Annotated in this window: 28 protein-coding genes and 1 pseudogene; 17 read left to right on the top strand and 12 right to left on the bottom strand. The window is 58.2% G+C overall.

Annotated features, from left to right (window positions below):
• Window positions 1–35: 35 nt before the first annotated feature.
• The 3 genes from motA to K9B32_RS12695 all read right to left on the bottom strand — a co-directional run bounded on the left by motA (window position 36) and on the right by K9B32_RS12695 (window position 3,009).
• The gene (gene motA / locus K9B32_RS12705; protein ID WP_224562513.1) at window positions 36–902 is read right to left on the bottom strand and encodes a flagellar motor stator protein MotA; all 867 of its coding nucleotides are present in this window, start codon (window positions 900–902) and stop codon (window positions 36–38) included.
• A 110-nt stretch (window positions 903–1,012) separates the two neighbouring features.
• Window positions 1,013–1,351 (bottom strand): hypothetical protein, encoded by a 339-nt coding sequence (locus K9B32_RS12700; RefSeq protein WP_224562511.1) that lies wholly within the window; start codon window positions 1,349–1,351, stop codon window positions 1,013–1,015.
• A 197-nt stretch (window positions 1,352–1,548) separates the two neighbouring features.
• Entirely contained in the window at window positions 1,549–3,009 is a 1,461-nt protein-coding gene (locus K9B32_RS12695; protein ID WP_224562500.1) for a multicopper oxidase family protein, read from the bottom strand.
• 670 nt (window positions 3,010–3,679) lie between these two features.
• Here K9B32_RS12695 and K9B32_RS12690 point away from each other — a divergent pair.
• Window positions 3,680–6,160 (top strand): heavy metal translocating P-type ATPase, encoded by a 2,481-nt coding sequence (locus K9B32_RS12690; RefSeq protein ID WP_224562498.1) that lies wholly within the window; start codon window positions 3,680–3,682, stop codon window positions 6,158–6,160.
• Between the two features lie 44 nt (window positions 6,161–6,204).
• Window positions 6,205–6,672, top strand: a complete 468-nt coding sequence (gene cueR / locus K9B32_RS12685) for a Cu(I)-responsive transcriptional regulator (RefSeq protein ID WP_224562496.1) — start codon at window positions 6,205–6,207, stop codon at window positions 6,670–6,672.
• Window positions 6,673–6,763: 91 nt separating this feature from the next.
• On the opposite strand, the gene K9B32_RS12680 is transcribed toward cueR, so the two are convergent.
• A complete protein-coding gene (locus K9B32_RS12680; protein WP_224562493.1) occupies window positions 6,764–7,300 on the bottom strand; it encodes a cytochrome c in 537 nt (178 codons plus the stop codon).
• A gap of 642 nt (window positions 7,301–7,942) precedes the next feature.
• On the opposite strand from K9B32_RS12680, the gene K9B32_RS12675 reads away from it, so the two are divergent.
• The 4 genes from K9B32_RS12675 to K9B32_RS12660 all read left to right on the top strand — a co-directional run bounded on the left by K9B32_RS12675 (window position 7,943) and on the right by K9B32_RS12660 (window position 12,177).
• The gene (locus tag K9B32_RS12675; protein ID WP_224562834.1) at window positions 7,943–10,033 is read left to right on the top strand and encodes a copper-transporting P-type ATPase; all 2,091 of its coding nucleotides are present in this window, start codon (window positions 7,943–7,945) and stop codon (window positions 10,031–10,033) included.
• Window positions 10,030–10,239 (top strand): DUF2933 domain-containing protein, encoded by a 210-nt coding sequence (locus K9B32_RS12670; RefSeq protein WP_224562490.1) that lies wholly within the window; start codon window positions 10,030–10,032, stop codon window positions 10,237–10,239. The genes K9B32_RS12675 and K9B32_RS12670 overlap by 4 nt, the downstream gene beginning before the upstream one ends.
• Window positions 10,236–10,733: an SRPBCC family protein gene (locus tag K9B32_RS12665; RefSeq protein WP_224562487.1), complete on the top strand. Its 498-nt coding sequence runs from the start codon at window positions 10,236–10,238 to the stop codon at window positions 10,731–10,733. Before K9B32_RS12670 ends, K9B32_RS12665 begins: the two co-directional genes overlap by 4 nt.
• A gap of 361 nt (window positions 10,734–11,094) precedes the next feature.
• Window positions 11,095–12,177 carry an acyltransferase family protein gene (locus K9B32_RS12660; RefSeq protein WP_263490807.1) on the top strand — a complete coding sequence of 361 codons (1,083 nt, stop codon included), beginning with the start codon at window positions 11,095–11,097 and terminating at the stop codon, window positions 12,175–12,177.
• Between the two features lie 133 nt (window positions 12,178–12,310).
• Here K9B32_RS12660 and K9B32_RS12655 read toward each other — a convergent pair whose 3' ends face one another.
• Together K9B32_RS12655 and K9B32_RS12650 are read right to left on the bottom strand one after the other, a co-directional pair.
• Window positions 12,311–12,643 carry a four-helix bundle copper-binding protein gene (locus tag K9B32_RS12655; protein WP_224562478.1) on the bottom strand — a complete coding sequence of 111 codons (333 nt, stop codon included), beginning with the start codon at window positions 12,641–12,643 and terminating at the stop codon, window positions 12,311–12,313.
• Between the two features lie 9 nt (window positions 12,644–12,652).
• The gene (locus K9B32_RS12650) at window positions 12,653–13,093 is read right to left on the bottom strand and encodes a DUF305 domain-containing protein (protein WP_224562464.1); all 441 of its coding nucleotides are present in this window, start codon (window positions 13,091–13,093) and stop codon (window positions 12,653–12,655) included.
• 522 nt (window positions 13,094–13,615) lie between these two features.
• Here K9B32_RS12650 and K9B32_RS12645 point away from each other — a divergent pair.
• Window positions 13,616–14,110: a cytochrome b gene (locus tag K9B32_RS12645; protein WP_224562463.1), complete on the top strand. Its 495-nt coding sequence runs from the start codon at window positions 13,616–13,618 to the stop codon at window positions 14,108–14,110.
• Window positions 14,111–14,112: 2 nt separating this feature from the next.
• Here the strand turns inward: K9B32_RS12645 and K9B32_RS12640 are convergent, their stop codons facing one another.
• Complete coding sequence (locus K9B32_RS12640) at window positions 14,113–14,553, bottom strand: YqaA family protein (protein WP_224562831.1); 441 nt, start codon at window positions 14,551–14,553, stop codon at window positions 14,113–14,115.
• Between the two features lie 235 nt (window positions 14,554–14,788).
• Here K9B32_RS12640 and K9B32_RS12635 point away from each other — a divergent pair, with 235 nt between their 5' ends.
• The 7 genes from K9B32_RS12635 to K9B32_RS12605 all read left to right on the top strand — a co-directional run bounded on the left by K9B32_RS12635 (window position 14,789) and on the right by K9B32_RS12605 (window position 19,673).
• Window positions 14,789–15,190 carry a hypothetical protein gene (locus K9B32_RS12635; protein ID WP_224562462.1) on the top strand — a complete coding sequence of 134 codons (402 nt, stop codon included), beginning with the start codon at window positions 14,789–14,791 and terminating at the stop codon, window positions 15,188–15,190.
• A 92-nt stretch (window positions 15,191–15,282) separates the two neighbouring features.
• Window positions 15,283–15,510, top strand: a complete 228-nt coding sequence (locus tag K9B32_RS12630) for a hypothetical protein (RefSeq protein WP_224562461.1) — start codon at window positions 15,283–15,285, stop codon at window positions 15,508–15,510.
• Window positions 15,507–16,970: a TolC family protein gene (locus K9B32_RS12625; protein ID WP_224562460.1), complete on the top strand. Its 1,464-nt coding sequence runs from the start codon at window positions 15,507–15,509 to the stop codon at window positions 16,968–16,970. Before K9B32_RS12630 ends, K9B32_RS12625 begins: the two co-directional genes overlap by 4 nt.
• Before the next feature lie 14 nt (window positions 16,971–16,984).
• Entirely contained in the window at window positions 16,985–18,334 is a 1,350-nt protein-coding gene (locus K9B32_RS12620; RefSeq protein ID WP_224562459.1) for a multicopper oxidase family protein, read from the top strand.
• Window positions 18,335–18,365: 31 nt separating this feature from the next.
• Window positions 18,366–18,845 carry a plastocyanin/azurin family copper-binding protein gene (locus tag K9B32_RS12615; RefSeq protein WP_224562458.1) on the top strand — a complete coding sequence of 160 codons (480 nt, stop codon included), beginning with the start codon at window positions 18,366–18,368 and terminating at the stop codon, window positions 18,843–18,845.
• Between the two features lie 22 nt (window positions 18,846–18,867).
• Complete coding sequence (locus tag K9B32_RS12610; RefSeq protein WP_224562457.1) at window positions 18,868–19,155, top strand: copper-binding protein; 288 nt, start codon at window positions 18,868–18,870, stop codon at window positions 19,153–19,155.
• A gap of 56 nt (window positions 19,156–19,211) precedes the next feature.
• On the top strand, window positions 19,212–19,673 hold the full coding sequence (locus tag K9B32_RS12605; protein ID WP_224562455.1) for a DUF411 domain-containing protein: 462 nt from the start codon (window positions 19,212–19,214) through the stop codon (window positions 19,671–19,673).
• Between the two features lie 34 nt (window positions 19,674–19,707).
• On the opposite strand, the gene K9B32_RS12600 is transcribed toward K9B32_RS12605, so the two are convergent.
• The 4 genes and pseudogenes from K9B32_RS12600 to K9B32_RS12585 form a co-directional block, all read right to left on the bottom strand.
• Entirely contained in the window at window positions 19,708–20,076 is a 369-nt protein-coding gene (locus K9B32_RS12600; protein WP_224562453.1) for a hypothetical protein, read from the bottom strand.
• A 96-nt stretch (window positions 20,077–20,172) separates the two neighbouring features.
• On the bottom strand, window positions 20,173–20,580 hold the full coding sequence (locus K9B32_RS12595) for an EF-hand domain-containing protein (RefSeq protein WP_224562451.1): 408 nt from the start codon (window positions 20,578–20,580) through the stop codon (window positions 20,173–20,175).
• Between the two features lie 62 nt (window positions 20,581–20,642).
• Window positions 20,643–20,894 (bottom strand): annotated as a pseudogene (locus tag K9B32_RS12590) (hypothetical protein); the annotation flags it as partial.
• Between the two features lie 103 nt (window positions 20,895–20,997).
• Window positions 20,998–21,303 (bottom strand): hypothetical protein, encoded by a 306-nt coding sequence (locus K9B32_RS12585; RefSeq protein ID WP_224562449.1) that lies wholly within the window; start codon window positions 21,301–21,303, stop codon window positions 20,998–21,000.
• Between the two features lie 297 nt (window positions 21,304–21,600).
• Between K9B32_RS12585 and K9B32_RS12580 the strand changes: the two genes are divergently transcribed.
• Window positions 21,601–22,980: a DUF882 domain-containing protein gene (locus K9B32_RS12580; protein ID WP_224562446.1), complete on the top strand. Its 1,380-nt coding sequence runs from the start codon at window positions 21,601–21,603 to the stop codon at window positions 22,978–22,980.
• A 299-nt stretch (window positions 22,981–23,279) separates the two neighbouring features.
• Here K9B32_RS12580 and mntR read toward each other — a convergent pair whose 3' ends face one another.
• On the bottom strand, window positions 23,280–23,741 hold the full coding sequence (gene mntR, locus K9B32_RS12575; protein ID WP_224562443.1) for a manganese-binding transcriptional regulator MntR: 462 nt from the start codon (window positions 23,739–23,741) through the stop codon (window positions 23,280–23,282).
• A gap of 161 nt (window positions 23,742–23,902) precedes the next feature.
• Here mntR and K9B32_RS12570 point away from each other — a divergent pair, with 161 nt between their 5' ends.
• Complete coding sequence (locus tag K9B32_RS12570) at window positions 23,903–25,033, top strand: multicopper oxidase domain-containing protein (protein ID WP_224562441.1); 1,131 nt, start codon at window positions 23,903–23,905, stop codon at window positions 25,031–25,033.
• Window positions 25,030–26,232 (top strand): ZIP family metal transporter, encoded by a 1,203-nt coding sequence (locus tag K9B32_RS12565; RefSeq protein WP_224562439.1) that lies wholly within the window; start codon window positions 25,030–25,032, stop codon window positions 26,230–26,232. The genes K9B32_RS12570 and K9B32_RS12565 overlap by 4 nt, the downstream gene beginning before the upstream one ends.
• Window positions 26,233–26,254: the final 22 nt, after the last annotated feature.

The raw sequence follows: 26,254 nt of genomic DNA, 5'->3' as shown, positions 1-26,254 counted from the left end.
AGCACCGGGGATAAGGCGGTGCTCCACGCGACGGTCTAGGCTGCCTTGCTCGGGGCGTTCATCATTTCCTGTTCTACTGCATCAATCGATGGTCGCTCGTAGGACGAGATTGTCTTGCGTCCGTATTCTAGCGCCACCTGGGGCACCGAACCGTTCATGTACGCGATCAGTGTCTGCTTTGCGATCAGGTATAACCGGTGCTGCTTCGTCCGAACTGCCTTTACCTGTTGGACCAACGGGCTGCAGACGCAATAGGACATCAAGATTCCGAGGAATGTCCCTACAAGCGCCGAGCCAATTAAATGCCCGAGCACGGCGGGCGGTTCATTGATCGCCGCCATGGCTTTGATGACCCCCAGCACCGCCGCAACGATGCCAATGGCAGGGAACGCGTCACCCATTGTCGTCAGTGCATGATAAGGCTTCAATTTGTCGTGCAGAACGCTGCTGATCTCTTCGTCCATCAGCGCTTCGATCTCGTGAGAACGCGCATTCCCAATGATGATGAGACGTATGTAGTCGCAGATGAAGGATGTCAGTGCCGTATTCTTCAGGACGGTTGGTGCACCCTGGAAAATGAATGACTCTTGTGGGTTATCGATATGCGCCTCGATTTCGTTGCGCGATTTTGTCCGCAGGTCCCGCATCAGGCTATAGAGCACCGCCAGAATATCGAGATATTCCCGCTCCTTCGGAACTTTGTGTTTGAACGCCTCGCCCAGCGCCTTGAGTGAATCTTTCACGATCTTCATTGGATTCGCCATGATGAAGCTGCCGATACCGGCACCTCCGATGATGACGAGTTCGAACGGTTGAAATAGGGCTTCGATTTCTCCACCCATGGCCATGAAGCTGCCGAGAATGCAGCCTGACGTGATAATCAGTCCGATAACAATATTCATTTGAATCTGCCCCTACCGAGCGACGCTTCATCGGAAGCTTCAGGCGCACGCTGGCAGTGGCCTCAACGTGCAGCGCTCGGAATTATCGCCTCGTTTCGTTTTGAAAGAGATCAGGCGGATACGATTGGCGGCCGATAGATTGATGTCGACACTTCACCGAGGTCGATGGTGAGCGCATCGGCGTACGTCACAGGTTCAACAGCACTCGAAGATATCAGGCTCGGCGGCACGACCCACATTTTAAACTGAACACAGTGATCAGAATCCGCTGGGCTGACATGTCCCGTATCGGAGACATTCTGGTGATCAACCGCTTGGGCTGTCATTATCACTTGAAAGCCGAACGTCTCCAAATCCTGGGCATGGGCTGAACGGCATGCGCCCTCGCTGCCAAAGCCGAGTAGCGCGATCACGACGATGCTAAATAGGAATCGTATTGCCGTTGCCATTGGGTGCGTCCGTGGTGGAGTTAAAATTCAGCACGGACCTTGCATGGGCCTTACCCTCGCCTCCGACGACCGGCAACGCTACTATCATCGACCGCCCGCCCTTCAGATTGATCCAGCTCCCACGAGAGCGGCTCATTGGCCAATTGTCGTGAAAGCAGCGGATGCGCCCCAGAGTGGAAAGAGCGCATCCGCCGACGTCAGGCCTCGTACCCGACGTATGTCATCATCCCGGTCGCCATGTGGTACAGGTGATGACAATGAAATGGCCAATGCCCTGGATTATTAGCGTCGAAAGCGATGGTGACCTGCGACATCATTGGCAGCAACACGGTATCTCTCAACGCGCCGTTGATCTTTTGCCCGTTGATCGCGACCACTTGGAAATGGTGGCCGTGCAGGTGCATCGGGTGGGACATCATCGACATGTTGCTGATCGAAATCTCAATCCGTTCGCCTTGGAAAACCTTCAAAGTATCACCTTCGATGGCCCAGGCGTACTTGGCCATATCTCCGGACAGCCTGACATTGTAAGATTTGTCGGCGCGGCGATTGGCACTCGACCTCAACGGCCGCAATCGCTGTTCGAGTTTAAGCCCCAAGATCGGACCGTCCCCCTTGCCTGTCGTTGCGATCTTGGACACGGCAGCCCCGGGCGTCGCCAGGATAATGCCAGTTCGCTGAGGAGCCCCCTCACGGAGCGCTAGAATTGGAAAGCTGCCGCCCTCCCTCGGGACCTCAACGACTAGATCAAGACGCTGCCCCATCGATACTGGAAACTGCCTGCCGACAATTGTCTCGACGTCCTGCCCGTCTACGGCAATAAGCCTTGCCAGGAGATCACCCGTATCAATTGTGAAGGCCGTTGCAGTCGCGCCGTTGATCAGGCGAATACGAACCCGCCCTCCTTTTCCAACCTGGAAGACGGCGGGATCATAAAGCGTACGGTCATTGGCGAGGTAGGCATCATACTCGATGTCATTGATGTCCATCTTGCCCATCGACATGCTGCCCATGTCCATTTTCATGGAGTCGGCCCCCATCTCCATGTTCATCGTGCCGCCCATGTCATGGCCAGCCATTCCTCCGCCATCAGCGGTTTTCAAGCCAGAAAGCAACTCCTCTGGCGACTTGAAAGAGAAGTCATGCAGGAGAACGACAACCTCCTGCTCATCGCGCTTCTTGTCCTTGGCGGTGTGGATTATGAGCGGAGCGGCAAGGAGGCTTTGCTCTTGCAGCGTATGGGCGTGCATCCAATGCGTTCCGCCCATCCCGAGATTAAAATTGTAGCGGCGAGCTTCGCCGGGCTTGATTGGCGCAGCCGGGTTCTCAGGAACACCATCCATTTCCCAGGGCGGTGTCAGCCCATGCCAATGGATGAGAGTCGGCGCGTCGATTTGGCTCGTCAACTCGACATTGAAGGGGCTATCCGCATCGAGGATGAGACCAGGCGAGCCATCGGTGCGTGTCAGCCCAAGGACGCTTGCCGCCTTGCCGTTCACCTCAATCGTTCTTTTCACGATGTTGAGTTTTTGAGGGGAGCCAGCGAAGTGGGCAGAGGTAACCGCTGCTGCTCGCGCTAGTTTAGGATTGATTGCGGCAAGCGCACCAAATGTGGCGGCTCCGGTCATAACTCGGTTCAGGAATTCACGACGATACATGTGTTTAGTCCGGTTTCTAAGTCGGCTCGGAGCCGATCAAATGTTGTCAGGCGCGAAGCGCCAGCGAGGAAACATCAGACTGAAAAACGAGGCGGATCTAGCGCAGGTGGAACGGACACACCGGCCAATATGATCGATTTCACATCATACCTCACCGACCGGAAATCCAGTCGAGCGACGGATTGGGATGGGAGGGAGTTCGCGGCACAGGTCGAACAAATCGAGACGCAGCACAAGCCAGCAGCCAACCGTGGTGAAGTCGGGTGCTTGTGAGTACCCTCCATGTCGTCATGGCTGATCGACAAGGCTTGATGAATGTTCGAAAGATCGTCGCAGATCGGAAAAGCATGTGACGTCGAGAACGACGCGAACGCCATCGCGACGGCCAGTATGGCCATCGCAAGCAATCGTGTCCAAGTCCCGTTCCAATTTGTCCACATGCCACCATCCTATTATGGACGCGGGGCAACAGTAGTCACATTTTCTTTATCGGCTTTGATCTGGGTCAAGCCGGTTTGGTGAGCCATCGTAGGCGGACGCTATATCAAGCGCCGCTTCAGTCCCAGCGTCTCATCAAAACTCGCCTTGAAACTACAGCGGAAAATACCCTCTTGACCTTCCCATTATGGGAAGGATTACTTATGTGTGCAGTTCAATAAGGGATCGTCCCATGACTGCCATATCTCAGATCGAAAAATCGGCCGCGCTGCCGATCCCGACCGAGTTCGGGATCGAAGGAATGTCCTGTGCGTCGTGTGTCGTCCGGGTCGAGAAAGCCATCAAGTCTGTTCCCGGCGTCAATGCCGCCTCAGTCAACCTCGCGACAGAGCGAGCAACGGTAACTTTCAAGGACGCGGTCGATACGGCTGCGGTCCTGCACGCCATCGAGGGTGCTGGGTATGAGGCGAAATTCGAAACACAGGAATTTAATGTCGGGGGTATGACTTGCGCATCATGCGTGTCGCGCGTGGAGCGTGCGCTCAAGGCGGTTCCAGGCGTTACGGAAGCCAACGTCAATCTTGCGACGGAGAAAGCGAGGGTCCGTTACGTTTCTGGCACGACCACGCCAGAGGCATTGTCCGCCGCGATCCAAATCGCAGGCTATCAGGCTAAAGCCGCCGTCAACGTTGCAACCGACGACCAAGAAGATCGACGGGAAGCCGAAATTCGGTCGCTCGGCACACAGGTCCTTCTCGCCGCTGCTTTAACGCTGCCGTTGTTCGTCGCCGAAATGGGGTCGCACTTCATTCCCGGGGTCCATGAATTCATCATGGATACAGTCGGAATGCGCGAGAGCCTTTACGCCCAGTTCGCGCTGGCAACCATTGTCCTCTTTGGCCCGGGGCTTCGTTTCTTCCGCAAAGGTGTACCAAACCTACTGCGTTGGACACCTGATATGAATTCTCTCGTGGTTCTCGGGACAACGGCGGCGTGGTCCTATTCGGTCGTCGCCACCTTTCTTCCGAGCGCCCTGCCCACCGGTACCGTCAATGTCTATTATGAGGCAGCAGCTGTCATCATCACGCTGATCCTCCTGGGTCGGTACCTTGAGGCTCGGGCGAAAGGCAAAACCAGCCAGGCAATTAAGAGGTTACTCGGTCTTCAGGCCAAGACTGCCTTTGTTGATCATGGCGGTGAATTCGTGGAAATACAGATCAGCGACGTGGTCGTCGGCGACGTCATTCGAATTCGTCCGGGCGAAAAAGTACCGGTCGATGGCACCCTGGTGTCAGGCAAGTCCTACGTCGACGAAGCCATGATCACGGGTGAGCCAGTAGCGGTCCTTAAGTCGGTCGACAGCGAAATTGTCGGCGGCACCATCAACAAGACCGGTTCCTTTACGTTCCGCGCAACGAAAGTCGGTAGCAACACTCTGCTCGCGCAGATCATCAAGATGGTCGAGACAGCGCAAGGCTCAAAACTGCCGATCCAGGCCCTGGTTGACAAGGTCACCGGCTGGTTTGTACCTGCTGTGATCGTTGCGGCTCTCCTGACCTTCGGCGCTTGGATGCTCTTTGGCCCTTCACCGGCTTTGAGCTTTGCGCTGGTCAATGCAGTCGCGGTCCTGATCATTGCCTGCCCCTGCGCCATGGGCCTCGCAACGCCAACCTCGATCATGGTCGGTACCGGGCGAGCCGCAGAGCTTGGTATCCTGTTCCGCAAGGGCGAAGCTTTGCAGAGTCTTCGGGATACACAGATCATCGCGGTCGACAAGACCGGCACACTGACCAAGGGCAAGCCCGAACTCACCGACTTCCAGGTGTCGTCAGGCTATAGCCGTGATGATGTCCTCTCTTGGGTCGCCAGCCTTGAAACCCTCTCGGAGCACCCGATTGCGGAAGCGATTGTTGCCGCAGGAAAGGCTAGTGCGCTTCCGAGCCTGGAAGTCTCTGGTTTCCAGGCATCGCCGGGCTTCGGCGTGAGCGGTAGCGTTGCCGGGCGTAAAATTCTCGTCGGCGCTGACCGAGCACTGGCCCGCGAAGGCATTGACGTCATAGCCTTCGCCAGCCTCGCGAGCGATCTCGGTCGCGAAGGAAAGTCGCCCCTTTATGCAGCTGTCGACGGACAGCTGGCAGCCATCATTGCGGTGTCCGATCCGATAAAAGAAACGACGCCAGCCGCAATCCAAGCACTGCACGCCCAAGGCCTGAAGATTGCGATGATTACCGGTGACAATCGCCGCACGGCAGAGGCAATTGCCGCGCAATTGGGTATTGATCACGTTGTCGCGGAGGTTCTTCCGGGCGGCAAAGTCGAGGCCGTTAAACATCTTCGCAAAGACGGCCGGAAGGTTGCATTCATCGGCGATGGCATCAACGATGCCCCGGCTCTCTCTGAAGCCGATGTCGGCCTGGCAGTCGGTACGGGTACCGACATCGCCATCGAAAGTGCGGATGTTGTGCTGATGTCCGGCGATTTGACAGGTGTGGCTCGTGCCATTGCACTCAGCCGGGCGACGCTCAGGAACATTAAACAAAACTTGTTCTGGGCCTTCGCCTACAACGTCAGCCTGGTGCCCGTGGCAGCCGGTGCCCTGTACCCAATCAACGGCACCCTGCTCTCACCGATCTTTGCGGCCGGTGCGATGGCGATGTCGAGTGTCTTCGTGCTTGGGAACGCGCTTCGCCTGCGCCGTTTCCGCGCAAACTGACAACACGCGCACCCGATCCCGGTGCGCCTTGAGGAGACTTTGAGATGAACATTGGACAAGCAGCGAAAGCCAGCGGCGTCTCGGCGAAAATGATCCGGTACTACGAACAGATCAAGCTGATCACGCCTGCGCATCGTACAGAATCGAGTTACCGGACCTACACTGACAACGACATTCATACGCTCCGCTTCGTTCGCCGAGCACGCGATCTCGGGTTCTCGGTTGAACAGATGAAGACCTTGCTCGCGCTGTGGCGAGACCGGTCACGCGCGAGCGCAGACGTAAAGAGCATCGCTCTTGAGCATATTGCTGAGCTGGAGCATAAAGCTGCCGCGATCCAGGCAATGACCGAAACGCTTAAACACCTTGCAAATCATTGCCACGGAGATGACAGGCCAGACTGCCCGATCATCGAGGAATTCGCGAACTCAGGCCAAAAGGATGATGATCTGCCTGCCATCAAGGCTCGATTTGGCGTGAATGGCTTGAGGACAGAGCAGTCCTCGCCCTGACGACGCTCCATATTAAAGGTTGTCGGCAGAACGTTTAATATGGCTCGCCGTTGTCGCGCTGTATGAAAGGTTAGGTCGGCTGCCGTTACCGTCAGTCCATCCTGAATCGAGAATGGCAGGTCGTACAGGTTTGCAGCATAAGGTGAAAGGCGTGCTCGGCCGGTATGGAGGACAACTGCGCCTCGTTCTTGACGTGCGTTCCGAGCGGTCCACCACCCATCGGTTCACCGGGTTTCATGCGCATGCTCTCCGTCATCGCTGCAGGATTTTTGGCAGCGGCTGCGTCTAATGCGGTCGCGTAGGCCTGCAGATCGTTCGCCAGACGATCAAACCGCTCCCGCTCTTCAATGATATTTGGCTTTGCCTTCGACTTTGGATCGGCGGCTTCAGCCGCAAAATGGCCCATCAGCACCTCCCCGGATTTGTCCCGAATGGTGTCGGCGGCCCACTTGAACTCGGCTGGGGAGTACGTCGCTGGTTCCTTAAACATTCCGGCGATTGCCTTGGCGGCGACCGCAATCGCTTTCATATCCGCCTGCCTCAGTGCAACGATATCGCCAGCAGCAACGACCGCCGACGCAAGCGCAAAGCAACAGATGACCGCACAGAATAGAACGCCAGGCTTCATTTCAAGCTCTTCATTTCGTTTCCAAAGCACCCAGTGCTGGGCCAACCGGGCCCTTTGCTAACGGCTTGCGTTTGATCAGGATCAATGTCTTAGTTTTTCACTCAGCTATTGAGCAACAGCGGCGAAATTCAGCCGCGCCATAGCCACGAGATTGTAACGATATGGTCGCGATACTGATCGCAGTCCTGTTTTTCGTTTCCCCTGCAACGTCAGGATACTCCTTGCTGCGTCCCTCCATTGGCGTGACGTCAACGGTCGTCGCGGCGGTTCCAACCGATGCACACTGCGATGACACCGAGCTTCATCACACTCAAGGCGCATGCTGCGGCGTGCCATGTCTCTTCTGTGTCGCCGAACAGTCTCCAAGCCGAGAAATTCGTGAACCATCGGCCTTCATCAAACTTTCCTATCCCGAGCGGATAGTAAGCCTTATCGGCTTCGTCTCTGCGCCTGCAGTCGGACCGCCTCGCCCCTTCGCGTGAAGCTAGTTTTCATCGCAGCCTCGAACCGATGCTGTAAACGAACGCGCCTCTGACGAACGCGGAGTCTCCCGTGAATACTGCACACGATCATTCACACCATTACGGAGCGAAAGCCCCACCCCAGCCATCGGGCAGCGGACCAGTCATCTATACCTGCCCCATGCATCCGCAAATCCGGCAGCCCGGACCTGGTAATTGCCCGATATGCGGAATGACGCTTGAACCTGAGGTCGCGTCGGCCGAAACGGGCCCCAGCGCCGAATACATCGATATGCGTCGGCGCTTTTGGGTCGGACTCGTCCTTTCCGTGCCTGTCCTTGTGTTGGAAATGGGTGGTCACCTGACTGAGCTCCATATGCTGATCGGGTCGCAGCTTGCGAATTGGATTCAGCTGGTGTTCGCCACGCCGGTTGTCCTCTGGGCTGGAAAACCGTTCTTTGAGCGTGGATGGCAATCACTGGTTACACGCCACCTGAATATGTTCACGCTCATTGCGATGGGCACAGGCGTCGCGTGGGTTTACAGCGTTGTTGCCACGCTCGCGCCCAATCTATTTCCCGAGACATTTCGTGCCGACGGCGGGTCGGTCGCCGTCTATTTCGAGGCAGCGGCCGTCATCACAGTGCTGGTGCTGTTGGGCCAGGTCCTGGAGCTGCGGGCACGCGAACAGACAGGCGGCGCCATTCGAGCGCTCTTGAACCTCGCGCCAAAATCTGCCCGCAGAATCAAAGCGGATGGAACTGACGAGGACGTCTTGCTTGAAAGCATCAGCGTGGGAGACCGCCTGCGCGTTCGACCGGGCGAAAAGGTCCCAGTCGATGGTCATCTGGTCGAGGGTCGAAGCTCGCTCGACGAGTCGATGATCACCGGGGAATCCATGCCGGTCGGCAAGGACGTCGGTTCGAACGTGATCGGCGGGACAATGAACCGCACAGGCGGCTTTGTCATGGCGGCGGACAAGGTTGGTCGTGACACGATGCTCTCGCAGATCGTCAAAATGGTAGCTGAGGCACAGCGGTCGCGGGCTCCAATTCAACGCCTGGCAGACGAAGTTTCAGGATGGTTTGTACCCGTCGTCATTGTGATTGCCATAATTGCATTCGCGACCTGGATGATCATCGGTCCTGAGCCGCGTTTTGCCCACGGCCTTGTAGCGGCGGTCGCAGTCTTGATCATCGCGTGCCCTTGCGCCCTTGGATTAGCGACGCCGATGTCGATTATGGTCGGTGTAGGCCGAGGTGCGACTCTCGGCGTCCTGATCAAGAACGCTGAAGCGCTTGAGCGCTTCGAGAAGGTCGACACATTGGTTGTCGATAAGACGGGCACGCTCACCGAGGGCAGGCCGAAGGTTACATCAATGTCGACAGCCAATGGTTTTGATGAGATCGCGGCCCTCAGGCTCGCAGCCTCGCTCGAACGTGCCAGCGAGCATCCGTTGGCTGAAGCAATTGTTGCCGCAGCCAAGGAGCGGCAACTTGCGCTCGCAGATGCCCAGGACTTCGACAGTCCGGTTGGAAAAGGCGTGACCGGCACCGTCGAAGGCAAGTCGCTGATTATCGGCAGCCACCGCATCATGGAGGACTCCGGAATTGATGTCTCAGAGTTGACCGAGAAGGCTGAAGTCCTGCGCAACGACGGAGCAACTGTGATCTTCATCGCCATCGACGGCAAAGTCGGAGGATTGTTCGCAATATCGGACCCGATGAAGGATACAACGCCCGAGGCCGTCAAAGCCCTGGTCGATTCCGGCGTACGAGTTGTGATGCTGACGGGCGACAACAAGACGACCGCAGAGGCGGTAGCTCGCAGGCTCGGCATCACCGAGGTAAAGGCCGAGGTTCTTCCAGAAGACAAAAGCAGCATCGTCGCTCGCCTTCGCCAAGAAGGCCGGATCGTGGCGATGGCTGGCGACGGAGTGAACGATGCCCCTGCCCTTGCAGCGGCTGACGTCGGGATCGCGATGGGGACGGGAACCGACGTCGCCATCGAGAGCGCTGGCGTCACTCTCTTGAAGGGTGACTTGAAGGGGATCGTGCGGGCTCGCCAGGTTAGCCGCGCGACAATGAGAAACATCCGGCAAAACCTATTCTTTGCCTTCGTCTACAACGCAGCTGGTGTGCCGGTGGCCGCAGGAGTGCTCTATCCATCCCTCGGACTTTTGTTGTCGCCGATCATAGCTGCTGCCGCGATGGCGCTGTCATCCGTCAGCGTAATCGGAAATGCCCTCAGGTTAAGGAGTGCACGGATATGAAATGGGATCGCAGATGGACACTACTCGTGGCTTCATTCGGCGTGATCGTCGCATTCTTTTTCCTGCGGGAACACTGGGCACACGCACTCGGCCTCTTGCCCTACCTCCTGCTTCTCGCCTGCCCCCTGATGCATCTTTTTCATGGCCATGGAAGCCATCAAACATCGCCGCGCGACCATCACAACCATAGGGACGGACCAAGTTGACCTACGCGCAATCGACCGAGATGGAAGTCGTGGTCACCGCACCTCCTCAACAGCTATTCGATTATCTGGACGACCAAGAAAATCTTGGAACGCATATGCAGAAATCGTCGATGATGATGTTGGGCAGCAGCATGGCGTACGAGTTTGACGAAGCTCGCGGTCGCACCGTGGGCTCCGTGATCAGGATGACCGGAAAAATCGCTGGCTTGAACTTGCAGGTGGAGGAAGTCGTCATTCAGCGGCAACCGCCGTTTCAAAAGGCCTGGGAAACGCGAGGGGAACCCCACCTGCTCGTTATCGGAAGCTACAGAATGGGCTTCGAAACCAAGACTGATGGCCGCCTCTGCCGCCTGCGCGTGTTCATTGATTTCAACTATCCCAGCTCGGCGCTTGGCCGGGTTGCCGGATGGTTTCTAGGTCGAACCTACGCACGCTGGTGCGTCCGGCAAATGGCCATAGGCGCTCAGACCAGATTTTCAAAAGACTCTGCCTGACGACCGCCATACAGCCTTGTGGCCACAGTTCGCGTCTGCTGGAGTTTGCTTTCGATTCATTCCGAAGCGTTGGTCGGGATTTGGCGAGATTTCAGAATTAACGAGAAATTTAGATTAATTTTATCGATCTAAAACTGCTTGTTTCGATCCCGATAAAGAAAGCTAAGGTTGCACAAACACGTCCGATGGCGTGTCCCAATTTTTTCAGAGACAGTCACGGATCGTCGCAATGAATACTATCGCCAATTCCGATTCTGCATATTTTCCACCCCCACGAAGTCTCTCATCTCAAACCACAGAGAAGGTGCAATCCCGGGCGGTTGGTCCTGATGTCCTGCGATCTCTGGCGATCCTCCTCGTCATGCTCGTGCATCTCCCTGTCGAGGCGACACCGTCCATGCTGGTCGGCGTCCGAAACTATGCATGGGTGGGCGTCGATATATTCTTTGTACTCAGCGGGTTTCTGATCGGAACCCAACTCGTCAAGGAGGTTTCGCGGACAGGAGGCGTAGATCTGAAGTCCTTCTATCTCCGCCGCGCCTTCCGTATCTTTCCGGCGTTTTTCGTTGTTCTCGGCCTCTACGCAATTTTCCCCATTCTCCGGGACGCCCCGACGATGCAATCGATCTGGAGCTTCGCGACCTTCACGGTGAACTTCGACTTCGACCCGCGCATAGGCCGGGCCTTCACGCAGGCATGGTCGCTTTGTGTGGAGGAGCATTTCTATCTGGTTTTGCCGCTGCTCGTCTTGCTCCTGCATCGTCGGATCGGCATGGGTTGGACGCTTCTCATCGCTGCGGCAATGGTGATCGCAGGAATGATCCTTCGATACACGATCTGGGAAAGCCAGGTCGGCGTTCTCGTTGACGCCAACAAGTTAAGGGATGCCTTCGCGGTGTATCTCAGGGACGTATACTACCCGACATACACTCGCCTCGATGGCCTGATGTTCGGTGTGATCCTTGCTGCGGCGAGGTTTCTCAAACCAGAACTCTGCAAACGTTACACGCCTCCGCGTATTGCCTTGCCGGTGGGCGTCGCTCTCGTCATGACCGCTGTTGTGCTGTTTTCGGTTCGCGGGCCGCTTACCGGAACAAACCTCTTTCTCGTGTTTCAGGCACAGCTTGGTTCGGTGGCCGGGTTCCCGCTCATTTCAATCGGTATCGCACTCATTCTTGGGGCGATGCTCGACTTGGAGCAGCTCATGAGACGGTGGCCGATTCCGGGCGCTGCGGTCGTCGCGACCTTGTCGTACAGCCTTTATCTGACCCACAAATCAGCCTTCCATGTCGATAGGCTTGTCTTTGGCGAAGAGAACCTCAAGGGCGGGTTGGGCTTCGCGGTCTATCTGGTCACCAGCTTCGCTGTGGCAGTTGTGCTCTGGTTTTGCATAGAGAGGACTTTCCTCCTTCTTCGGGATAGAGTTCTCTCTCCGAACAGATGACCTGAACCTGCCAGTTTCGACTGGCATAATCCGCAAAATTCAGTCGCAAAAGTCGGAGGTCTGCGACCGACTTTTGCGAGGATAAGCATTTCACATTTTGGTTGTCGGCTTGGCAAGTGCGCCCCACTTTGTGTCAGGCCGCCATCTTCTCACAGCTCTCTGCGCAACGACGGCACGCCTCAACGCAGCTTTCCATGTCTCCGACGCGCTCGCAGTCGGCAGCGCATTCGCGGCAGATTTCCGCGCATTCGCGGCAGGTATGCTTGTGATGGCTGGTGTCGATCAGCATGAAGTGGGCCGACGTGCGGCACATCTCGGCGCAGGCCATCATCAGTCGGAAGTGGTCGGGCTTCGTATGTTCCCCGCCCGTCTCCAAGCAGTGGGTCATCGCCATCGAGAGGCACTCCTGGTAACAGGCCAGACAGTTCTCGACGCAGCGCTTCATCTCTTCCGATTGGTGGTGCATGACGGTCTCCTACTTGGCTTCCTTGTCGACCCACTTGGTCATATAGGCGATTTCCTTCTTTTGCGCCGCGATGACCTTCTTCGCCATATCCTTCGCCGCTTTGTCATCGCCGTACTTCAGCTCGGCTTCGGACATGGTGATCGCGCCCATGTGGTGGGCGATCATCCCGCAAACGAAAGCGACATCGGGGTCCTTCTGCATCATCCCCTGCACCATGTTGTCATGCATCGACTTCATGCCTTCCATCGTGGCCTCCTGATAGTCGCCCATGGGCATGTCACCCATCTTCATGTCTCCACCCGAAGACATGCCCATTTTCGACATGTCCATGCCTGCGGTTTTGCACTTTTCGGGATAGGTCATCTCCTGGGCTGATGCCGCAAGCGGAGCCAGCGACAGCAGAGCAGTTGCGCCGATCATGGCGAGCGAAGTTTTCACGAAAACGTTCATCGGATTTCTCCTCTTGAGATCAGGTGATGATTGAAGCCCTCAGACGCGGGTCATCTTCGGCGGCGGGTCAATCGGCCTGATCAGGAGAAGAGGACTGGAGGTGGCAACCGACGGGCGAACGACGAGCGGCTCCGAAAGAGGCTGCGCGGCGGTTGGAAGTGTGGGCATGATCGGACAACAGTGCATGCTCACACAGCACGGTCGCGGTAGACGATCCAGCTGGTGACTTTGGGAGTAACCCGCAGGCATACGAAGAGAAATGCAGCCCTCATCGCCTGCATTGGCGAGGCGGCCCGGCATGTTCACCAAAGTCAACGCCACAAGCAGTATGACGGCTAGACGGCTGATTTTGCTCCAGCTGACCATGCGTCGAGATTCCCTTTCGCCTGAGAACTCTCGCGGTAGAAAGATCTTCCGGTACCCTCTGAATTGGATCAGTCGAGCAAGAAGGCAACAGCCCGGGAATGCCTTAACCAAAGTTCAATGGACGTGCGCTACGACGGGCGGTGTCGGGGGATTGGGATGATGCCGCGCTACTCGCTTTCGCAGATTGTGCTCCATTGGGCTGTGGCCGTGCTGATACCCATCCAGTATTGGACAGGCGCAAGCATCGAGCGGACGCATCACGCGGTTCACATGGGCCTGTCCCCAGCCCCATGGGACGTGATCCTGCATCACATTCACAACTACGCCGGGATTACTATCGGGGCGCTCATGGTTGCCCGGTCTAGTCTGCGGGTCATTCATCGCAACGCTTTGAGGCATCCAGCGAAAAGCCCGATGGATCGGCTTGCACGAGCGATGCACTTTGCATTTTACGCTGCGGTTATCGCTCAAGCGGCCATGGGCTTCGTTGCGAGCTACTTCTGGTTCGGGATCGCGCCAGTTCATGTCCTGGGCTCGCGCGTTATCCTGGCGCTATTGGCGCTGCATATCGCTGCGGCTGCGTGGCACACGTTTGTTTGGCGCGACGAAACTGTCGACCGGATGATCTTTCCCAGACGAACAGCTTCTTGAATTTACGACATCAACTTCAGAGTGGCGAATGTCAGGACGACGTAGCGCCCTGTCTTGGCAATGAATACCAGGATCGTGAATGTCATAATCGGCTCGCGCAATACGCCTGCTACGACGGTCAGGGCGTCTCCGAACAGCGGCATCCAGGACAAAAGCAGCGACCACTTCCCATAGCGGCGATACCAAATCGATGCTCGCTCAAGGGCCTTCTCGCTGGCCGGGAACCATTTTCGCCCCTTAAACCGTTCGATCCCACGGCCCAGGAACCAGTTCGTGACGCTACCAAGCGTGTTGCCGATGCTGGCAATCGCCAGGAGAACGGGCAGCGAGAACTTGTTGCTCAGGATCATTCCCACCAAGACGGGTTCCGACTGCAAGGGAAGGACGCTGGCTGCGCCGAGGCAGATCCAGAAAAGGCCGAGATAGGCTGAGAGCTGGAGCATCATGAAGTTCTTGTCAAAGGTACGCCAATGACAGGCAAGTCCGCAGCTGGCGGCCAATGATTGGGGTGACAGCGTATAGATAGATATTGAATTTCGAGCCTTGACCTTGTCACCGTTGGAACCTTTAGAGCCCCTGACCACGGCTCGCGCCACATAAACGACGCGAATCTTTGTAACACAGCGCAAGCATTGCATCCGAACTACGATTCTCGTAGCTCCTTGGGGAATGGGCAGAATGTATCGATTCGCACTGAGCAATATGCTCTTTTTTGTGCGGCTGGTGATCATCGTATCGCTGGCAGGGTACACCTTTTCCAACGCGAACGCCGCGATGCATGGTTCGGCTTTTCCTGAATTGCAAACCTCTGTTGAGATCGGGACCCACGACAATCATTCGATGTTGGCCCATGATCATCAGGCATCTGACACCGCCTCTGACCATCATGACGATCAGTCAAACGCAGATGACAGCGGTATAGCCAAGCAGGAATGCTGCAAGGATTTCTGTGGCGGCTTTGGTATCGTGTGTGAAGCTCCCGATGTTGGCGGACCCGTGTTGTCGTCGATCCGAGAGTTCGTCAATGATCAAAGCATTCTGGGCGAACTGCCGCCTCTCCATCGTCCGCCGAATATCTGAATAGCGAGTTGCCCGCTTTGACGGGTTCGGAAGGCATGCCGTGGTGACCTCACCGCGCCTGCTGTCGATTTCTACTATTCGGATTTTTCAAAATGAAACCTTCCATATTGGTGGTGGGACTGCCCCTGATCGCGGGTGGCTGCGCATCCACATTTCCTCCCGATGTCATTGCGTCGTCAGATGTTGAACAGACGTACTCCGTGCGTCCGATCCAATATCGCTCGCCTATTTCAGGCTTTGTTGCCCGTCAGCCCGTCGATCCCAGGCCTTGGCGACAGCAAAACGACAAGCTGTCTCCAAAGAATGGAGACGCCTCATGACTGGCAAGAAGCTCGCGGCTCTCCTGGCTCTTCCACTGTTCCTTGGCGGTTGTGTTAGTACCGCTGAATACGCAAAGAAGGACGCTGGGTTCACCGCCGTCTCCGCAAGAACCTCGGCGGCCACGTCGAAACAGACGATCTGGGTTCAAAACCAGCAGCAGGCGCAGGCGACCTCCGCGCAAGTGAAGTCGCTCCTCGCGCGGAAAAAATCACTCGACGTGGAAACGGCCGTTCAGATTGCACTCCTGAACAACAAAGGGCTGCAGGCAGCCTACGCCGAGCTGGGAGACAGCGCAGCTGATGCCTGGCAGTCAACCATGTTGCTTAATCCGACAGTGTCGGTTGGCTTCTCAGGCATCGGAACCGCTGAGCTGGAAGCCTTCAGAACGATTGAAGGCGCAATCACAACAAACATTCTCGCCCTGCTAACGAAGAAGCGCGACATCGAGATCGCTGATACGCGCTTCCGTCAAGCTCAATTGACTGCCGCTGTCCGCACTTTGCAGGTCGCGGCGGACACGCGCCGCGCTTGGATCAACTCAGTCGCTGCCTGGGAAAACGTTGGCCAGTTGCAACAGGCCCAGGCCGCAGCCGATGCCGCTTCCGAACTGGCAGAGAAGCTGGGTGAGACCGGTGCTATGACCAAGGGCTCACAGGCTCGCGAGCATGTCTTTGTTGCCGAGCTAGCAGGTGAAACGGCAAAGGCTCGATTGACTGCCCGGCTCGCCAAGGAAGAGCTGACAAGGCTCATGGGCCTTTGGGGTTCGGACGCTGAATTCCAGGTTCCCAACAGTCTCCCCCCGCTTCCCAAGGCTATAGCGAAACGAGATGCAATCGAAGCCGAGGCACTGCGTGACCGCATCGATCTGCAGGTTGCGAGACTTGAGCTGGAAGCCACGGCTCGATCCTACGGCCTGACCGAGGCTACGCGCTATGTCACCGACCTGGAAATCCTGACTGGCTTCGAATCCGAGCGCGAGGTCGAGGAGGACGGAAAGAAGAAATGGGAAACGACCGCAGCTGGCGAGCTGGAGTTCGCGATCCCGATTTTCGACACCGGCAAGGCGCGGATGCGAAAGGCAGAAGTTGCCTACATGCGTGCAGCAAACCAACTGGCGGAAAAGGCAGTAAACGTTCGGTCCGAAGCACGTTCGGCCTACGAAGCTTATCGCTCCAACTACGACATTGCCCGGCACTACCGAAACAACGTCGTGCCCCTGCGCAGCAAGGTCGAAGAGGAGTCTCTCCTCACTTACAACGGAATGATCACCAACACGTTCGAGTTGCTGACCGACACGCGCGACAAGATCAACTCCATCCTGCTTTCCGTCAGCGCGAAGCGAGACTTCTGGCTCGCCGACGCGAACCTCGCGCCTGCCGTTTATGGCGGCGGTTCCTCTACGGCACCTGCCGAGACCGAGGTCGCCTCGTCATCCGAAAGCAGCGGCGGCGGTCATTGAGAAAGGACATGGACATGTTCAACAGACGACAACTTTTCGGCGCTGGTGCTGCTCTGATGGCAGCTGGAGCCTGGACCAAGACATCGGCAATGGGACTGCCGGACGCTCCGGCCATGGAATCGGCTGACATGCAGCCCCCGCTCCATCCAACCTCCGGACCGGACTACCAACCGGTGGTCACCCTTAACGGTTGGACGCTTCCTCATCGAATGAACAACGGGGTCAAGGAGTTTCATCTGGTCGCAGAGCCCGTCGAGCGCGAGATGGCCGACGGCATGACGGCCTACCTCTGGGGTTATAACGGGCAGTCCCCAGGTCCGACCATTGAAGCTGTTGAAGGCGACCGGGTTCGCATCTTTGTCACCAACAAGCTTCCGGAACATACGACCATCCATTGGCACGGTATGATCCTGCCATCCGGCATGGACGGTGTTGGTGGCCTGACGCAGCCACACATCCCCGTCGGCAAGACATTTGTCTACGAGTTTGATCTCGTGAAGTCCGGCACCTTTATGTACCACCCGCACTCGGACGAGATGGTCCAGATGGCGATGGGCATGATGGGTTTCTTCGTCATCCATCCCAAGGACCCGAAGTTCATGCGCGTCGACCGGGACTTTGTGTTCCTGCTCAACGCCTATGACATCGATCCCGGTACCTACGTGCCCAAAATCATGGAGATGACGGACTTCAATATGTGGTGCTGGAACAGTCGTATCTTCCCCGACATCAGCCCTCTGGTGGTCTCGAAGAATGACCGAGTCCGGGTCCGGGTCGGCAATCTCACCATGACCAACCACCCAATCCACATGCACGGCTATGACTTTGAGGTCACCTGCACCGATGGCGGATGGGTGCGGCCCGAAGCGCGGTGGCCCGAAGTCAGCATCGACATTCCCGTTGGCGCGATGCGGGCCTACGAATTCGATGCCAAGTACCTCGGCGATTGGGCGATCCATTGCCACAAGTCACACCACACAATGAATGCGATGGGCCATGACATCCCGACCTTCATCGGCGCGGACAAGTCAAAGGTCGCCGAAAAAATCCGCAAGCTTCAACCTGATTACATGCCGATGGGAACCAAAGGCATGGCCGATATGGGCGAAATGGAAATGCCCATCCCTGAGAACACCGTTCCCATGATGACCGGTTGGGGTCCTCATGGCCCCATCGAAATGGGCGGCATGTTCTCCGTCGTGAAAGTCCGCGAAGGCATTTCGGCGGACGACTACTCCGATCCGGGTTGGTACGAAAACCCGCCCGGAACGCAGGCCTGGGAGTGGACTGGCGAACTGCCGGACGCGACCAAAGCCAAAGACGCAAACACCACCATCACGCCGAAGCCAATGAAACATGGCTGACGCAAATCCTCAGCAACTAAAAGGACCTGATATGAAAATCTACGCTCTTGCACTGGCTATTGCGGCCATCACTAGCCCTGCCCTGGCCTCCGGCAATCACGCTGGGGGACACGGTGAAACGATGGCGGTTGGCGAACCTGGCGATAAGTCGAAGGTCACCCAGACGATCCGCGTCACGATGAAGGAGACCGAAGACGGCAAGATGCTGTTCCAGCCTGCCGTGATCAAAGTTCGCAAGGACCAGACCGTGAAAATCTCCATCAAAAACGCGGGCGAAAGCGATCACGAGTTTGTCCTCGACCAGGAAGACAAAATCCTGGAGCACAAGAAGGTAATGGAGAAGTTCCCGGAGATGGAACATGCCGACCCGAACTCGATCCGCCTGACGGCCGGTCAATCCGGCGAGATCATCTGGAAATTCACAACCGACGGCGAGTTCAAGTTCGCCTGCCTGATCCCCGGTCACTACGAAGCGGGCATGCATGGCGACGTCACTGTCGCCGGGAAGTAATTGAAACCAAGGAAACACAGAGATGAAAACTGCAATGATCAAAATCGGCGTCGCTGCCTTGCTCTCGCTCAGCGCAGCATTTGGCGCTTTCGCCCAGGAATTCACCAAGGGTGTCGTAAACAAGGTCGACACCAAGGCGAAGAAGGTCACCATCAAGCATGAAGACCTGAAGAACCTCGACATGCCTGCGATGACGATGGTCTTCCGCGTCGAGGACCCGGCTGTGCTCGAAAAGCTGAAGGAAGGCTCGAGCATCGAGTTCGTTGCCGAACGCGTGAATGGCAAGCTGACCGTCACCGAAGTAAAATAGCGAGACTCCTGCCGCCCGGATCCGACCGGGCGGCAGGACATCGAGGAGTTGAGACGATGCACAGGAGAAGCTTCATCGCAATGGCGGCATCCGCGTTGACGTTCCTTGGTGGAGGGGCCCTCGCCGCCGCGCCGGCGAAGATGACGGTCTACAAGGATCCGAACTGCGGCTGCTGCCATGAATGGTCGAAGGCAATGGCCGCGGCAAGATTCTCTGTCGATGCCCGCGACACCGACAACCTTGCCGCGGTCAAGGCGCGGCTGGGCGTGCCTGCCGACTTGGAGGGCTGCCACACCGCCGTTGTCGAGGAATACTACCTCGAGGGACATGTGCCGCTCGAGGCCGTCCAGCGGCTGCTGCGGGAGCGGCCGCCAGTCCGAGGGCTGGCCGTACCCGGTATGCCGCCTGGTTCGTTGGGAATGGGCGACGACCCGCAGGCGTCCTATGACGTCTATGCGATTCCGTCAGGGACCGGAGCGCCATACGTGTTCATGGAGGTCCGCCCCCGAAAGGGCTGACGCCTTTATCGATCAAACCATGCCGTACGGCCGCTCAGGACACCTGAGCGGTGCAGAGCGCAGCCCAAAGATCATGCTTCCAGTCGGTTCCCGGCCGCGCCGAAACGTCGATCGCATAGTCGGCGGAATTGATCCGTACCATGGCGGGCGAAACGCAGCGCACGCTCGCCTTGTGCCTTCCTCCGTCCCGATAGAGTACAGCCCCGCCACCGTCGAATTCCGACAACGTGATGACGACGTCGAAATCGAAGGCCGGATCGCGGGAGGGACCACCCTCCGCCAGACTGAGGCTGACCGACCGGCTGCCGCCGAGAGAAGCGGTGTGGAAGACGGCGAGCCCGGACGCCGCCGACATCGATGCGGACTGTGCGCAAAGGATCAGGGACAGAAGGATTCGACGCATCTCCCCCTCCCGTGGATAATGCACTTCGATCCTATCATATCAGCGGAGGCTCCGCGACTATTCACAGAACCTCCGAAGACGGATCCGCCGGCTCAGCTAAGGCCGCATGAACGCGTGAATTTCCTCGGTCGTGACCTTGCCGTCCTTGTTCGCGTCTACGCTGTCGAATATCCGCTTATGGATCGCCGTCACCTCCTCGAAGGACAGCGCGCCGTCCCCGTCGGCGTCGGCGACCGCGAACATAATCTTCATCATGTGTCCGTGCATCGCCATCATCGGCCTGCCGCCCATCATGCCGGACGGCATGATGCCAGTTCCGCCGGGCATGGCTCCCGGGCCCTGCCCCGTCGTTCCATCGTCGGCGTCGGACGGTGGGGTTGCCTGTGCCGGCGTCGCAGGATGATGCGGGTCGGCATCGCTCGTCTGCGCAAGCGCGAGACCAGTTCCGCCGGCCGCGATCAGCGCGGCCAGCACGGCCGCCTTTGGCAATCTTGTCATCGTCATGTCCGTTCTCCTCTTGCGTGGTCTCTTCCACCTGTGTCCTCCATCCTGCGCAGGACAGGCACTCACAGATCGTGCTCCCGAGGGTCCCGGCCTAGTCCAACGACGAGCGGCGCAGGCGCAGGGAGTTGGCAATGACGCTGACGGAGGACAGCAATGACGCTGACGGAGGACAGCGCCATGGCGGCGGCCGCGATGATCGGCGAGAGCAGCAGCCCGAGCGCCGGATAGAGCACGCCCGCCGCGTTGTAGATGAAGGCGAAGAACGGGGCGTCCTTGACCCCGTCGCCGGCCATCGCGACGACGCGGCCTGCCGCGGGCGCAAGCAGAAGCGCGAGTGCGACCAGGAAGGCCAGCCCTGCGTTCACCCATGCGAACCTGCGGCGGTCGGCGGCCATGTGCGCGGCTCCGCTCCCCTGCTCAGCCGAAACGCCGGCTGATGAAATTGAAGATCGCAGCGATCGATGCTCCTGCATAGGCGCCGAAGATAACGCTTTGAAGGAGGCCCAGCGCCAGGCTTCGAAGATCGAAGCCCGTCAGGGCGAGATAGAACTGCAGCCATGGCCTGTGAAGACCCCATTCGGGCGCGACGAAGCCGAGCAGCATGCACAGCAGGAACGAAATGGCGGCGAAGGCGGCGAGCGTCGCGCCTAGCACCGAAACGGAGACATGCACCGGCACCGCCGGAGATCTCTCGGACTGGACATGCAAGATTGTGTTCGCCATTGAACGACCCTCCGCCGGCTGCATATGCAGCCACCTTGACAAGCGAACAATGAGCCTGCCAGTCGCGTGCTTCTTTGATTTAAATCAAGAATGCGAAAACATCGCCGGGCTGCTGCTTTAAGATAGGCGGCCGGAGCCGGTTGCTGTCAGCCTGGCCTTCCTCGGATGGCCCGCGCAATCCTCAATTCGCCGCGGAGCATCCGACTATTAAGAGTTCGTTGACCATAACGTGGCTTTACTAAGCGCGATGGATGCGGACGTTCCCGCACGTCGTCGAGTGTTTTATGTGGGACGGGATTGGTCGTGTCGAAATATCCAGTGAAAGGATACTTGGGTGGAAACTTGGGCGACGGGGTTGCGGCGCTGCTGTCGCGTGTAGAACGGCTCGTCGCGCAGACCATCCTGCCGGCTCTGTTCGCGCTGCCTGCGCTAGCCGGCTCTACATCATTAGCCTCCGCCGAAGATCGTGCGTTGAAGCTGTTCTTTACCCATACGGGCGAGAAGGCCACGATTATCTACAAGCGCGACGGAAGGTTCGACCCAAAGGGCCTCTCCCAGATAAATCGGTTCCTGCGTGACTGGCGAAGGAACGAACCGACCAGGATGGATCCGCGGCTGCTCGACCTGGTCTGGGAGGTGTACAAGCGCAGCGGCGCGAAGAACTACATCCACATCGTCTCCGCCTACCGTTCTCCGGCGACCAACAACATGCTCCGCAACCGCTCCCGCACGACCGGTGTCGCCAAGAAGAGCCAGCACATGCTTGGCAAGGCGATGGACTTTTACGTTCCCGGCGTGAAGCTTTCGACGCTGCGTGCCCTTGCAATGCAGATGCAGGTCGGCGGTGTCGGATATTATCCAACCTCGGGATCGCCCTTCGTGCATCTCGACGTCGGCAACGTCCGGGCTTGGCCCCGCATGTCTCGGCAAGAACTCGCTCGAATATTCCCCAACGGGCAGACGATGCATCTTCCAGCCGATGGTCGGCCGCTGCCGGGATATAACCAGGCAGTTGCGAACTACAGGAAGCGCGTGGGTCCCTCCTCCATCCAGATCGCCAGCACCGCTGGAGAAGACGATGACGCAGGCGCGCCAGCAACGTCGAGCCGCGACCGCGCGGACACGAGCCTCGTGACGGCGCTCCTGCCCACGCCCCGAAGCCGCGCATTGAGTGCGCTAGACCTACAGACCGACGCGCTCGCGAGGGATGACGAACGGCCCCCCGTGGATCTTTCATCATTACCAATTCCGATACCGGCGATGCGGCCGGCCGCTTGGGGCAACGACACGGGTATCGATGCCAAGCTGGAGACTGCATCGATCGGCCCGATCGACGCGCTTCCGGATAGACGGACATCTGCATTGCCGACCTATTCCGGCTTCGAACCTTTCGCTGCCGCGCGCGAGGCCTTGCAGAAGGGGGCGGACGTGATCGCTTCCCTGCCAATGACTGCTTCCTGGGAAGACACAGGTTCGTTCGGATCGACCTCAGGCGCGGCGCTGATGCAATGGGCGCTGCATACTCCTGGCGAGGTGATTGGAATGAGAGCGCCGCGCGTTTCCCGCCGCACGGTTCAGCATCACCCGGATGCCGCGGCATCCGATGGGGCAATCATTCCTGTCACCGCCGCAGACCAGTTCGATGCCAACCGGTTTGCGTCGCCGCCGGAAGGCTGACCGCAACCTCTCGGTCCGGTGATCAACGCTTCGAGGATTTCGCGTAAGTTCGCGGTCACTGGCAGTCCGCCCTGCTGGCATCGGTTCTCGAGTTCGGCTAGCCACACATCGTCCATTCTCACACCACGAAGTCCATGAGATGCTTTGCGTTGGGGTCCGCAATGATCGACGCAGTCAATACTTTAACGGCCACCAGCCGCGCCCGTGCAACCAAGGCTCCCGTTTTCCTCCTTGCTTGCTGTGAATATGCTGGGCGCAGAGACCTCGGACATTAAACGGCGATCATCTGACGGACCTCTTTACAGGTGTCGCTTGGGCGTGAACCGCTTCATGGCCTCCAAAGTTTCAGGACTGACGTGATGCTCGATACCCTCCGCATCCATCCGCGCCGTCTCGATGCTGACGCCGAGAGAGCAGAGAAACAATTCCACGATCTGATGCCTCTCGCGACTGACGCGCGCCAATTCCTTGCCGGTACCTGTCAGGAAAACACCCCGATACGGGCGTTGCTGGATATAGCCTTCCGCAATCAGCCGCTTCAGCATCTTGGCGACCGTCGGCTGCGCAACGCCCAGGCGCTGGGCAATATCCACCTGCCGCGCCTCGCCGCGGTCGGCGAGAAGGTCGGCGATGAGTTCGACGTAATCTTCCACGAGTTCGCTGCGGCGGTTGTTGCGCGCCTGCCGGAAGCTTTCCATCTGGGCGTCGGCTGCGACAAGCGCACTCTCAATTTCGATTGACTGACCAAGCTTCTCGTTCAATTCAATTCCGCCTGCTCATAATTTTTCTCCAGCGTTACGCTAACATAGCAACGGCTATATTTCCAATCTTCATTTGCCTATGAGCCAGAAATATAGCTCTTGCTATAATCCTGTTATAATGCTTTATTTCATTTAAATTGCTAATTGGAGCTTTCTCTAAAATGTTGAAGTGGGCACAGACGGCCTTGAGCAGGAGAAGCCTCCTCGGAGGCGGGATCGCAACACTCGGTGCCACGAGCATCTGCACCGTCAACACGGCGGCTCAACAGGCCCATTCCGGCGATCATGGTGCCGCGGCGTCCGCCATGAAGAGTGGCGACATTGCTCCTGCCCACCATTCCGCGCACGGCGCGATGATCACCGTTGGAAATGTCGACAATGCACGCAACGGGTTCGATCCGACGAGCATACTTACCGACTGGTATACGGGCGAATTGAGCGATCTGCCCGATGGGCGCAAGCTGCGCCGCTTCGAAATCACCGTCGAAGAAAAGGAAATCGAAATTGCACCCGGCGTCATGTTTCCCGCCTGGACCTATAACGGCCGCGTCCCCGGTCCCGCCCTTCGGGCGACCGAGGGGGAGCGCCTGAGCATCAAGCTCATCAATAACGGCTCGCATCCTCATTCCTTGCATTTTCACGGCATCCACTCGTCACGCATGGACGGCGTCCCTGGTGCCGGCGTCATCGGCCCTGGCGAGGAGTTCGTCTACGAGTTCGACGCCAAGCCCTTCGGCTGTCACCTCTATCACTGCCACGCCCTGCCGCTTGCCCGGCACATCCACAAGGGCATGTACGGCCTCTTCGTGATCGATCCCGATCCGGCGCTCCACTCCGACAACGCCGAGGTGGCGAAGTCCCGCCTGCATGGCTCGCCGGAAAATGCCGAATGGCAGGAACTGGCGATGGTCATGAACGCCTTCGACACCAATTTCGACGGCGAGAACGAGTTCTATGCCTGCAACACCATCGCCCATTGCTACGCCAAGGAGCCGATCAGGATCGAAAAAGGCCGGCCGGTGCGCATCTATCTGGTGAACATCACGGAGTTCGACCCGATCAACTCGTTCCATCTCCATGGGAACTTCTTCGACTACTACGATACGGGAACGACGCTGACGCCGACGCTGCGGACGGTCGACCTCATCACGCAATGCCAGGCCCAGCGCGGCCTCCTGGAGTTCACCTTCAAGGAGCATGAAGCCGGGCTTTACATGTTCCACGCCCACCAATCCGAATTCACCGAGCTCGGCTGGATGGGCATGTTCGATGTTGTGGAGACGTTGTCATGAATGAGAACCCGCGTAACTTCCTGCCCGTCTCCACGGTCGCGCCGAGCCGCCAGCATCTTCTGTGGCTTCTTTTACCGTTGCTCGTGTTGGCCGCCGCAGTGCTATGGCTGTTGCAGAGCGACCCGCTGCGAGGCTTCAGCAACGGCGCACCGCCGGTCGAAAACCTGAGCGTCGAGCGCACCGTGCTCGATCAGGACGGCTTGCGGATGCTCGTCCGCGCCGGCGGATCGGAGCCGATGACGATCGCGCAGGTACAGGTCGACGCCGCCTACTGGCAGTTCAAGCAGGAACCTGCCGGAACGATCTCCCGCGGCGACACAGCCTGGGTGGCGCTCCCCTTCCCTTGGGTTCTCGGCGAAGCGCACAAGGTCACGTTCGTCACCAACACGGGCGCCACCTTCGATCATGAAATCCCGGTTGCCGTCCCGACGCCCAAGGCCAGCCAAGGCGCGTTGGTGTCTCAAGCCGTCCTTGGTGCCTTCGTCGGCATCCTGCCCGTCGCGATCGGATTGCTTTGCTACCCGGCGCTTCGTGGCGCCGGCCGTGGCACGATGACCTTTCTGCTGGCCATGACGGTCGGGCTGCTCGCCTTCCTGCTTGTCGACACGATGATCGAGGCGCTGGAATTTGCAAACCGGTCGGCTGCGATCTTCCAGGGAAGCGTCATGGTCGTCCTGGTTGCGGCAGCAAGTTTCCTGGCGCTGGTCGCGGTCGGACGCCGCCATGGCTCTCCGACGGGCCTCGCGCTCGCGGCTTATATCGCCCTCGGTATCGGACTGCACAATTTCGGCGAAGGTCTCGCCATTGGCGCGGCTTTCGCGGCCGGCGCGGCGGGACTCGGAACGTTCCTGGTGCTCGGTTTCGCCCTCCACAATATCACCGAGGGAATCGGCATCGCCGTTCCTATCCTGAAGATCCGGCCAAAGCTCGTTCACTTTGTGGGCCTGACGCTGCTGGCCGGCGGTCCTGCTGTTCTCGGCATCTGGCTCGGCAGCTTGGCCGTCGCCCCGCACTGGACCGCGATCGCCCTGGCGATTGGCGCCGGCGCTATCGCGCAGGTTATCGTCGAAGTCACGGCGTTGCTCGCAAGGAACGGCAACCGTGGGGACTACGCGCAGGTCCTCAGCCCTACAGCATTCGGCGGCATCGCGGCCGGACTGGCGTTCATGTATGTGACCGCCATGCTCGTCAAGATCTGACGCCAACCGCCAACACCTGCAG

It is taken from the genome of Rhizobium sp. 3T7 (assembly GCF_020166565.1).
Taxonomy (GTDB): domain Bacteria; phylum Pseudomonadota; class Alphaproteobacteria; order Rhizobiales; family Rhizobiaceae; genus Rhizobium.
This window is presented reverse-complemented; position numbering and strand designations above follow the sequence as displayed.

Excerpts from the sequence above, each read along its gene's own strand:
- motA (WP_224562513.1), bottom strand. The coding sequence starts at position 902 with ATGAATATTGTTATCGGACTGATTATCACGTCAGGCTGCATTCTCGGC.
- K9B32_RS12700 (WP_224562511.1), bottom strand. The coding sequence starts at position 1,351 with ATGGCAACGGCAATACGATTCCTATTTAGCATCGTCGTGATCGCGCTA.
- K9B32_RS12695 (WP_224562500.1), bottom strand. The coding sequence starts at position 3,009 with ATGTATCGTCGTGAATTCCTGAACCGAGTTATGACCGGAGCCGCCACA.
- K9B32_RS12690 (WP_224562498.1), top strand. The coding sequence starts at position 3,680 with ATGACTGCCATATCTCAGATCGAAAAATCGGCCGCGCTGCCGATCCCG.
- cueR (WP_224562496.1), top strand. The coding sequence starts at position 6,205 with ATGAACATTGGACAAGCAGCGAAAGCCAGCGGCGTCTCGGCGAAAATG.
- K9B32_RS12680 (WP_224562493.1), bottom strand. The coding sequence starts at position 7,300 with ATGAAGCCTGGCGTTCTATTCTGTGCGGTCATCTGTTGCTTTGCGCTT.
- K9B32_RS12675 (WP_224562834.1), top strand. The coding sequence starts at position 7,943 with ATGCATCCGCAAATCCGGCAGCCCGGACCTGGTAATTGCCCGATATGC.
- K9B32_RS12670 (WP_224562490.1), top strand. The coding sequence starts at position 10,030 with ATGAAATGGGATCGCAGATGGACACTACTCGTGGCTTCATTCGGCGTG.
- K9B32_RS12660 (WP_263490807.1), top strand. The coding sequence starts at position 11,095 with ATGCTCGTGCATCTCCCTGTCGAGGCGACACCGTCCATGCTGGTCGGC.
- K9B32_RS12655 (WP_224562478.1), bottom strand. The coding sequence starts at position 12,643 with ATGCACCACCAATCGGAAGAGATGAAGCGCTGCGTCGAGAACTGTCTG.
- K9B32_RS12650 (WP_224562464.1), bottom strand. The coding sequence starts at position 13,093 with ATGAACGTTTTCGTGAAAACTTCGCTCGCCATGATCGGCGCAACTGCT.
- K9B32_RS12645 (WP_224562463.1), top strand. The coding sequence starts at position 13,616 with ATGATGCCGCGCTACTCGCTTTCGCAGATTGTGCTCCATTGGGCTGTG.
- K9B32_RS12640 (WP_224562831.1), bottom strand. The coding sequence starts at position 14,553 with ATGCTCCAGCTCTCAGCCTATCTCGGCCTTTTCTGGATCTGCCTCGGC.
- K9B32_RS12635 (WP_224562462.1), top strand. The coding sequence starts at position 14,789 with ATGTATCGATTCGCACTGAGCAATATGCTCTTTTTTGTGCGGCTGGTG.
- K9B32_RS12630 (WP_224562461.1), top strand. The coding sequence starts at position 15,283 with ATGAAACCTTCCATATTGGTGGTGGGACTGCCCCTGATCGCGGGTGGC.
- K9B32_RS12625 (WP_224562460.1), top strand. The coding sequence starts at position 15,507 with ATGACTGGCAAGAAGCTCGCGGCTCTCCTGGCTCTTCCACTGTTCCTT.
- K9B32_RS12620 (WP_224562459.1), top strand. The coding sequence starts at position 16,985 with ATGTTCAACAGACGACAACTTTTCGGCGCTGGTGCTGCTCTGATGGCA.
- K9B32_RS12615 (WP_224562458.1), top strand. The coding sequence starts at position 18,366 with ATGAAAATCTACGCTCTTGCACTGGCTATTGCGGCCATCACTAGCCCT.
- K9B32_RS12610 (WP_224562457.1), top strand. The coding sequence starts at position 18,868 with ATGAAAACTGCAATGATCAAAATCGGCGTCGCTGCCTTGCTCTCGCTC.
- K9B32_RS12605 (WP_224562455.1), top strand. The coding sequence starts at position 19,212 with ATGCACAGGAGAAGCTTCATCGCAATGGCGGCATCCGCGTTGACGTTC.
- K9B32_RS12600 (WP_224562453.1), bottom strand. The coding sequence starts at position 20,076 with ATGCGTCGAATCCTTCTGTCCCTGATCCTTTGCGCACAGTCCGCATCG.
- K9B32_RS12595 (WP_224562451.1), bottom strand. The coding sequence starts at position 20,580 with ATGACGATGACAAGATTGCCAAAGGCGGCCGTGCTGGCCGCGCTGATC.
- K9B32_RS12585 (WP_224562449.1), bottom strand. The coding sequence starts at position 21,303 with ATGGCGAACACAATCTTGCATGTCCAGTCCGAGAGATCTCCGGCGGTG.
- K9B32_RS12570 (WP_224562441.1), top strand. The coding sequence starts at position 23,903 with ATGTTGAAGTGGGCACAGACGGCCTTGAGCAGGAGAAGCCTCCTCGGA.
- K9B32_RS12565 (WP_224562439.1), top strand. The coding sequence starts at position 25,030 with ATGAATGAGAACCCGCGTAACTTCCTGCCCGTCTCCACGGTCGCGCCG.